At 71.5% G+C, this 8017-nt stretch carries 9 protein-coding genes; 5 read left to right on the top strand and 4 right to left on the bottom strand.

What is annotated here, in order from left to right:
• The 5 genes from AB1578_19845 to AB1578_19825 all read left to right on the top strand — a co-directional run.
• The coding region (locus tag AB1578_19845) for a hypothetical protein (GenBank protein MEW6490146.1) at window positions 1-414 on the top strand (414 nt) is incomplete at its 5' end.
• 579 nt (window positions 415-993) lie between these two features.
• Window positions 994-1368 (top strand): DUF1428 domain-containing protein, encoded by a 375-nt coding sequence (locus AB1578_19840; protein ID MEW6490145.1) that lies wholly within the window; start codon window positions 994-996, stop codon window positions 1366-1368.
• Between the two features lie 133 nt (window positions 1369-1501).
• Complete coding sequence (locus AB1578_19835; protein MEW6490144.1) at window positions 1502-1822, top strand: hypothetical protein; 321 nt, start codon at window positions 1502-1504, stop codon at window positions 1820-1822.
• 219 nt (window positions 1823-2041) lie between these two features.
• The gene (locus tag AB1578_19830) at window positions 2042-2518 is read left to right on the top strand and encodes a DinB family protein (protein ID MEW6490143.1); all 477 of its coding nucleotides are present in this window, start codon (window positions 2042-2044) and stop codon (window positions 2516-2518) included.
• A 96-nt stretch (window positions 2519-2614) separates the two neighbouring features.
• A complete protein-coding gene (locus AB1578_19825; GenBank protein MEW6490142.1) occupies window positions 2615-2803 on the top strand; it encodes a hypothetical protein in 189 nt (62 codons plus the stop codon).
• 436 nt (window positions 2804-3239) lie between these two features.
• On the opposite strand, the gene AB1578_19820 is transcribed toward AB1578_19825, so the two are convergent.
• The 4 genes from AB1578_19820 to AB1578_19805 form a co-directional block, all read right to left on the bottom strand.
• Window positions 3240-4673, bottom strand: coding sequence for a proton-conducting transporter membrane subunit (locus AB1578_19820; protein MEW6490141.1), 1434 nt, complete (start codon window positions 4671-4673; stop codon window positions 3240-3242).
• Between the two features lie 4 nt (window positions 4674-4677).
• On the bottom strand, window positions 4678-5319 hold the full coding sequence (locus AB1578_19815) for a hydrogenase (protein MEW6490140.1): 642 nt from the start codon (window positions 5317-5319) through the stop codon (window positions 4678-4680).
• A 3-nt stretch (window positions 5320-5322) separates the two neighbouring features.
• The gene (locus tag AB1578_19810) at window positions 5323-6231 is read right to left on the bottom strand and encodes an NADH-quinone oxidoreductase subunit H (GenBank protein ID MEW6490139.1); all 909 of its coding nucleotides are present in this window, start codon (window positions 6229-6231) and stop codon (window positions 5323-5325) included.
• 4 nt (window positions 6232-6235) lie between these two features.
• The coding region (locus AB1578_19805; GenBank protein MEW6490138.1) for a proton-conducting transporter membrane subunit at window positions 6236-8017 on the bottom strand (1782 nt) is incomplete at its 5' end.

Here is an 8017-nt window from a genome sequence, read left to right as displayed (position 1 = left end):
CGCACCCTGCGGCGGCTGCTGCCCGAGCTGCGCATCGACGCCGACGTGGAAGTCGTCTTGAGGCCTCCCGAGACCAGCATCCGCGAGCTCATCCAGGCCGAGAGCCGCGACGCGGACGCGGTGCTCCCGGGCCTCGCCACCCCGGAACAGGGCAAGGAAGAAGAGTACGCCCTGCGCCTGGCGGAGCTGGCCGACGGCCTGCCCACCTTCTTCTTCGTGAAGAACGCGAGCCTCTTCGTCGGGGAGCTCGTCTCCGCCGGGGCCCCCCTCGAGTCCACCCGCGTCCCCCTTCCCGGCGCCGAGTCCTCCCCCACCCCGCCCCCTCCCGCCTCCCCGCCCCCTGCCGCGGCAGCCGCTCGGGACGGGGCCACAGGAACTCAAGGCCGTCGGGGCTCCCGGCGAAGGCCGGGGTAGCAGGAGACCGTGCGCAAACTGCACGTCGAGCGTCTGTTGGGCCAGTGAACCGGCAAGCGGCCACCGGGGAGGCGAGCGGGTTGGCGAAAGACCTGCTGGAGGCCCTTGGGCTCCCTCGTGGTTCGTGTGACCGCAGCAATGCTCTTGGGTACCAGCGTCCGACTATCGCCCAGCGTCCCGATCGCGCCTGACGAGTTCACAACCGGGTTCACAACCGGCGTCGAGTGCGTCACAGGTCCTCCCTTCGCACTGACCCGCAGCCGACTCACCCGCGGGGCTCCGCCTTCGGGCGCGCCTTCGGCACGTGCGATGGCGCTCTCCTGGGCAATCGTCTTTGGCGTCGGCGCGCAGCACTGCCGCCGGCTTCCTTCAGATCCCTCCTTGCGTATCAGCCCCTCCTCCCGGAGGCGCCCTTGCCTTTGGCCAGCGGTTCGACTACTTGGGTTCTCCCGCAGAGAAGCTTCACCCCCTGAATCCACGCCCATGCCGGGCATGCACCCGCGCCCGAACCGGACGCCTGACAGCGCCGGTTAAGCGCCCGGCGCACAGACCGCGCCGGCAGCGAAAGGAGGAATCGCCATGAGATACGTCGACGGCTTCCTGATCGTGGTGCCCAAGGGCAAGCTCGACCAATATCGAAGGATGGCCGAACAGGGCCGGGACATCTGGATGAAGCACGGAGCCCTCGACTACAAGGAATGCGTCGGAGACGACCTCGACCCGAAAATGGGCGAGATGGAGTTGTTGCCATTTCCAAAGCTGACCGGCCTCACTGCGGACGAGGCGCTCATCTTCTCCTTCATCGTCTACCGCTCGAGGCAGCATCGCGACGAAGTCAACGCGAAGGTCATGAGCGACCCGGCCATGAGTCCGGAGAAGATGAAGGACAAGCCGATGCCCTTCGACATGAAGCGGTTCAGCTACGGAGGGTTCGAGGCCCTCGTCGACGTTTAGACATGCTCGCGGTCCGCCGGGGAGACTCGTCAGGCATTTTACCGTACTGGCCCGGCCCGGATCGACAACAAGCCGCGTCGAACCAGACAAAGAGCTGGAAGCGGCCGGGAGACGGCCGGAAGGGAGCGATGGGATGACGTCCGCATGGTATGGTTTCTCACCCTGGAAGGTGGGGTCGAGCATCGCGGTGGCCCTTGCGTTGTCGTTCGTGGCGCCGGGGCCGGCGGAGGCGAAGGACGATCGGGATCGCACCCGATTCTATGGCTGGGTGGAGTCCATGCCGGAGGGCTTTCACGGCACCTGGCTCATCGGCGGGCGCCAGGTGACGACCTCCCCTCAGACCCAGTTCGACCAGACCGACGGTCCCCTGAGGGTCGGCGGGTGCGCCAAGGTGGACGTGCGCGGCGCAGTCGTGCACGAGATCGACAGCGAACCTCCGGAAGACTGCCGCTGAGCCAGGGCGGCGGCGCGGAGGGCTCTTGGAGGCTGGGGCGGCCCTCGCCCGCCCCGGCGCGGTAGATCTCTCGTCCCCGGGTCCTGCGCGCCGTGCCGAAGAGCATTTCCAAGGCTCCCACCGGCCGCCGGCGCGTTACCTCGTCGGGGAGCCCACTCATCGTGGACCGCTCGCCGGGCAGTCGAGGGGCCAGTCACACGGGGGAGAGGGATGGACGTCATGAGCGAGGATGCGAAGGCGCTGGCGAACCGCCTGGAGGCGTTCTCCCGCGAGGTGGTCGCGTTCGTGGAGGGGTGCTCGCCGGAAGCCTGGGCGAAGACCTGTGCCCCCGAGCAGTGGTCGGTGGGGGTCACGGCCCGGCACATCGCGGAGGGGCACTACGAGGTGCTCCGCCTCGCGCAGGCGGTGGCCGCCGGGCGGGGCCTCCCGCCGGTCACGGCGGAGATGCTCACCGAGGCGGCCAACCGCCACGCCCGGGAACACTCCGGGTGCACCAAGGAGGAGGTCCTCGGCCTCCTTCGCGCCAACGGTGCGGCGCTGGCGGACTTCGCGAGGAGACTCCCTCCCTCCGAGATCGCCCGCACCGGCCGCCTGACCCTGATGGACGCCGACGTCACGGCGCCGCGCCTGATCGAGCTCGTGGTCCTGGAGTCGGCCCGCGAGCACTTCGAACACATGAAGGACGCCGTCGGCTGAAAAGAAGCCCTGGCCGGCCCGGTCAAACCGTCCCTCGGAAGGCGAGTTCGCTCTTATGTTTCGCCCTATGCCGTCAACGCCTGCCGGAGGCCTGCCATGCCCGCCGACCGCTACACCAAAGCTGTGCTCACCGTGATTGCCGCGTGCCTCGTGTACCTGGTGGCCAAGGATTGCCTCGGCCCCTCGGCCGCCGAGGCCCAGGCGCGCTTCGGCCAGGGCGTGGTCATCGTGGGCATCCAGCGGGCGCCCGGGGCCCCCTGGGAGCCCCTGCCCCTGGGGCGTTAGGGCCCCGATCCCCAGGAGCTCGAAGCCGTACTCCCACCGCTCGGGCCCCTCCGCGCCGCGCTGTGACAAGGTCTCGTCACGAAGCACCCTTCCTTTCTCGGGACCTCGGCCCGCCGCACCCCGGCGGAGAGAGGCCGAACGTACGCTGGCAGTTTGCCCGCCCCCGTACCCGAGGGCAACAGCCCCGGCGGGATGGCCTTTTCGCAGGGGGCGGGTTGGCCTGCCGCGTTGCCGCTCCGATGACCCGTTCCCGTTGGCAGCTCTTTCCCCACGGAGGCCAGAGGGGACGCTGGGGGAGGCCAGCGGGGACAAGAGCATTTCCGTCTCACCTCCCCTCCGATACCGGATACCGTGCCCGGCCATGCCCAGGGAGCCCCGACTCGACGCGCGCGCAGGGACTCCCGACCCCCTCTTCCACCGTCTTCCTCCCGGTCCCCTACCCCGCCCCCTCCACAAGCTCTGCCGCCTGCCGCAGGAGGTCGGCCAGGGGCGGGGGGAGCCAGAGGCCGAGGAGGAGGACGAGGCCGAAGAAGACCAGGAGCGGCGCCCCGGTGAGGAGGCCGTCGCGGTAGGCGGTGGAACGGGCGGCAGGGGAGGGCGGCCCCTGGACCACCGCGAGGACGGTGGCCCCCATGCCGGTGAACACCACGAGGAGGAAGAACCCGAAGGAGCCCGCCACCCAGGGCCGTCCGGCCTCCAGGGCGGCGCGCCCGATCGCGAACAGGCTCTGGAAGGGACCGAAGGGGGGCGAGCCCGTGGCCGCCAGGAGGCCCAGCAGGAAGAGCCACCCCGACAGCGGCAGGCGCCGGGCCGCCCCGGCCACCTCGTCGGTGGTCTTGGCGCCGTAGGCCCGGTGGATGTTGCCGGCGCACAGGAACAGGAGCCCCTTTGCCAGGGCGTTGTTCACCAGGTGGAGGAAGGCGCCGGCGGTGGCCGCGCCCCCGATCCCCAGCCCCAGGGCGAGCACCCCCATGTGCTCGACGCTGGAGTAGGCCAGCAACCTCTTGATGTCACGCTGGCGCACCACGAAGACTCCCGCCGCCGCCATGGAGAAGAGACCCAGGGCCAGGAGCATACCCCGGGCGTAGGCCGCCTCCCCTGCGGCGGCGCAGACCTGGAAGGCCCGAAACACCGCGAGGAACGCCAGGCTCGTCATCCCCCCCGCGAGCAGCGCTCCCACCACCCCCGGGGCCTCGCCGTAGGCGTCGGGCTTCCAGGTGTGGAGGGGCGCGAGCCCCATCTTGGTCCCGTACCCCACCAGCAGCAGCACGAAGGCCCCGTGGAGCCAAGGCTTGGAGAGCCGGGGCGCGTGGGCCAGGAGGTCCCCCAGGTGGAGCGAGGGGGCGAGGCCCCCGTGGAGGCAGGCGTAGGCGAGGAAGAAGGACCCCAGGAGCGCGAGCGCGATGCCCACCGAGCACACCAGCAGATACTTCCAGGTGGCCTCGATCGAGCGCCGGTTGCGGTTGAAGTAGATCAGCGGCGCGGCGGCGAGCGTCGTGGCCTCCAGGGCAACCCACAGCAGGGCCAGGTGCCGGGACCACGCCACCAGGTTCGCCAGGGACAGGAAGGCCAGCAGGCACGCGCAGAACACCCGGTTCGACCGCTCCTGCCGGTGCCCCAGGTAGCCGACGGTGTAGAACGAGCACACCCCGAAGAGCACCGCCAGCAGCCCCAGGACGAGGGCGCCGGCCGGGTCCAGGGCCACCCACCCGGCCCCGCGGAAGGTCCCGGCTCGGCGGAGGATCCCCGCCGTCAGAACGAGGTTCGCCGCCGCCGCCAGGGGCAGGAGCCAGGGCCGCCAGCGGTTCGAGGGCACCGCCAATGCGAGCCCCGCGAGCCCCAGGGGACACAGGATCGAGAGCGCGAACACCGCCCTACTCCCGCAGGGCCGAGAGGTGCTGGGTGTCGATGTCGGAGAACTCCCGGCTGATGTGGTTGAGGATGATGCCCATCACGAAGATCGCGACGAAGAGGTCGAGGAGCGCGGCGATCTCGAGCAGAAAGGGCATGGCCTCCATGAGGAGCAGGCCGAAGAGGAAGATTCCGTTCTCGAGCACCAGGTAGCCCAGCACCTGGGTAATGGCCTTGAGGCGGGTGGTGAGGAGCACGAACCCCACGAGCACCGTCGCCAGGGACGCGGGAACAACGAGCCCGCTTCGCTGGCCAGGGAGGAGCGGGAGCTGTTGGCTCAGGGCCAGGGCTGCCGCCATGCCCAGGGCGCCCAGCACCAGGGACGGCGCAAACCCCAGAAAGGGCTCCACTTCCCGCTTGATCTGGGCCGTGCGCAGCGCCCGCATCAGCATGGCGGGGATCACGATTCCCTTGAGGAGCACGGGGGGGAGGACCACGAGGAGCGCGCGGGGCCCCGCCGCGCCGTGGGCCAGGAGCGGGAGCACCCCCAGGATCACCCCCTGGGCCCCCACGGCCCGGATCACGGCCCGCAGCCGGCTCGTGCCCAGGACGAAGAAATTCAGGAGCACGATGGCGACCAGGAGGAGGTCGAGCAGCGCTTCCACGGTTCACCTCAAGAGGAGGAGGAAGGCAAAGCCGGACAGCACCCCGGCCGCCGTCAGAAGCGTCGGCACGTGGGTGAGGCGAAGCCGGGCCATGACCGACTCCACCACCCCGACCCCCGCAGCCAGGGCCAGCAGCCCTGCCACGAACGCGGCCTGGTCGAGCCAGGGCGAGCCCGTGGCCGCCGGCACCGCGATCCGCACGAGCACCGCGCCGAGCACCAGGAACTTGACCGCCGCCCCGTAGAGCACCAGGCCGAAGAGGGGGCCGCTGTGGTCGAGCACCATGACCTCGTGGATCATGGTGAGCTCCAGGTGGGTGTTGGGGTCGTCGAAGGGGATGCGGCACCCCTCCGCCAGGAGCACCACGAAGACGCTCGCGGCCAGGAGCGCCAGGCTCGGCCCGGCGGCAGACCAGGCCGGCGCCATGTGCCCGGGGGAGAGCATGGCCGAGAGCGTGAGCCCCCCCGAGAGCCGGGTGAGGCACAGAAACGCCAAGAACACCACGGGCTCGGCCATGGAGGCGAAGCTGACCTCCCGGGCCGCCCCCATCCCCTCGAAGGCCGAGCCCGTGTCGAGGGCCGCCGCCGCCGTGAAGAACCGCCCCAGGGCCAGGAGGTACACCGCCGCCACCGCGTCCCCCGCGAAGCCCAGGAGAGGGGCGGGCCCCAGGGGCACCAGGAGGCCCGCCAGGACCGCCGCCGCCAGGGCCACCAGGGGGCCCGCCGGGAAGACCGCGGTCGTCGTGCGGCTCACCACCAACCCTTTGCGCAGGAGTCGGGCCAGGTCGAAGTAGGCCTGGAAGAGCGGCGGCCCCTTCCGGCCCGAGAACCAGGACTTGGTGCGGTTGGCGACCCCCAGGAGGAGGGGGGGGAGCAGGAGGAGGACCCCCAGGTGAAGGAGCGCGCTCGCCATCGCCTCACCTCCACAGGAAGAGGACGACCAGGGTCGCCAGCACGTAGGCGACGTAGGCCTGGACCCGGCCCTGCTGGAACACCCGCAACCTTCCCAGCAGCTCCGCGGCCCCCGCAAACACAGGCCGCAGGGCTCGGTCGAGGACGGCGTCGGGCACGCGGCTCTCGAACGCCGCCGTCCCGGGGAAGGGCCCGGAGAGCCCAGGAAGCCGGGTTACCGGCGCCAGCGCCCAGGAAAAGAGCCCCACCAGGATCTGGGCGAAGGACGAGGCGGAGTACTGCATCCGCGCGGAAGGCGCCGCGTAACCGCAGTCCCAGGTGACGGCGGGCTCCGGCGGCCGGCGGCGCAGCCGAGCCCGGACCCACAACGCCCCAAGCCCCAGGAGGGCGGTCAAGCCCAGGGCCAGCGCCCCCACCGCCGAGAGCGGCGCCAGCTCCGTCACCGGAGGCAGGGCAGCTCCCCCACTCCCTGTGCCCCATGCCCCAGGCCCCATGCCCCAAGCCCCCACCGCCCGGTCGAGCACGGGCCCGAGCGCCCAGGGGAAGAGGCCGATGGCCGCGCAGGCCGCTGCAAGCACCGCCATGGGCCCGAGCATCGAGGGTGGTGCCTCCACGGCCCCCCGGCCGTGGCCGGAGCGGGGCTCCCCCAGGAAGACCGCCCCGAAGGCCTTGACGAAACACGCCACCGCCAGGGCTCCGACCATGGCGAGGGCGGGCGCGGCCAGGGCGGCCGCGGGCCACGCCCCGGCGTCCCGGCCCGGCTCCGCCAGGGCCGTGCGGAACAGCCCCAGATAGACCAGAAACTCGCTCACGAAACCGTTCAGGGGCGGGAGCCCGCAGATGGCCACCGCCCCCACCCCGAAGGCCGCCGCGGTCCAGGGCATCCGCTTCGCGAGGCCCCCCAGGTGGTCCATCTCCCGGGTGTGGGCCGCGTGGATGACCGACCCGGCGCAGAGGAAAAGGAGCCCCTTGAAGAGCCCGTGGTTCCACACGTGGAGGAGCCCGCCCCCGAGCCCCAGCACCACCCACTCCGGCCGGCCCGCCGAGCGCCCCAGGAGGGCCAACCCCACCCCCAGGGCGATGATCCCGATATTCTCCACGCTGTGGTAGGCCAGCAGCCGCTTCAGGTCGTGCTGCCCCAGGGCGTAGGCCACCCCGAGCACCGCCGAGACCGCCCCGAGCCCCAGCACGAGCCACCCCCACCAGGCCGGCGGCACCGGCAGGAGCCCCGTGATGCGCAGGATGCCGTAGATCCCCATCTTGATGACCACCCCCGAGAGCAGGGCCGAGACGTGGCTGGGGGCGTTGGCGTGGGCGGGCGGGAGCCACACGTGGAGCGGCTGGAGGCCCGCCTTAAGCCCGAAGCCCCCCAGGGCGAGGAGGAAAGCCGCGCTCGCCGCTCCCGACTCCAGAAGTGCGGACTCCAGGAGCGAGAAGGACCCCGTCCCCGCGCAGAGCACGGCAAACGCACCCATGAGGAGCAGCGTGCCCGCGTGGGTGGCCACGAGATAGACCCAGGCCGCGTCCCGCACCTCGGGGACCTCGTCCTCGGTGGCCACCAGGAAGAAGGCCGAGAGCGCCATCCCCTCCCAGGCGCACAGGAAGAGCACCCCGTCCCGGGCCCCCAGGAGGAGGGCGAGGCTCCCTCCCAGGAGGCCGTACCAGGCCCGCACCCGGGCCGCGCTCCCGGGGCGGGCGGCGGCGCTCCAGTACCCCAGGCCGTAGACGCTCCCCAGGGCGGAGAGGAGGCAGACGGGGACGAGGAAGAAGGCCGAAAGCGCGTCCAC

The organism is Thermodesulfobacteriota bacterium (genome assembly GCA_040756475.1).
Classification (GTDB): domain Bacteria; phylum Desulfobacterota; class Deferrisomatia; order Deferrisomatales; family JACRMM01; genus JBFLZB01.
Note: the sequence above shows the minus strand (reverse complement) of the source record. Positions and strands in the feature narration are given on the sequence as shown.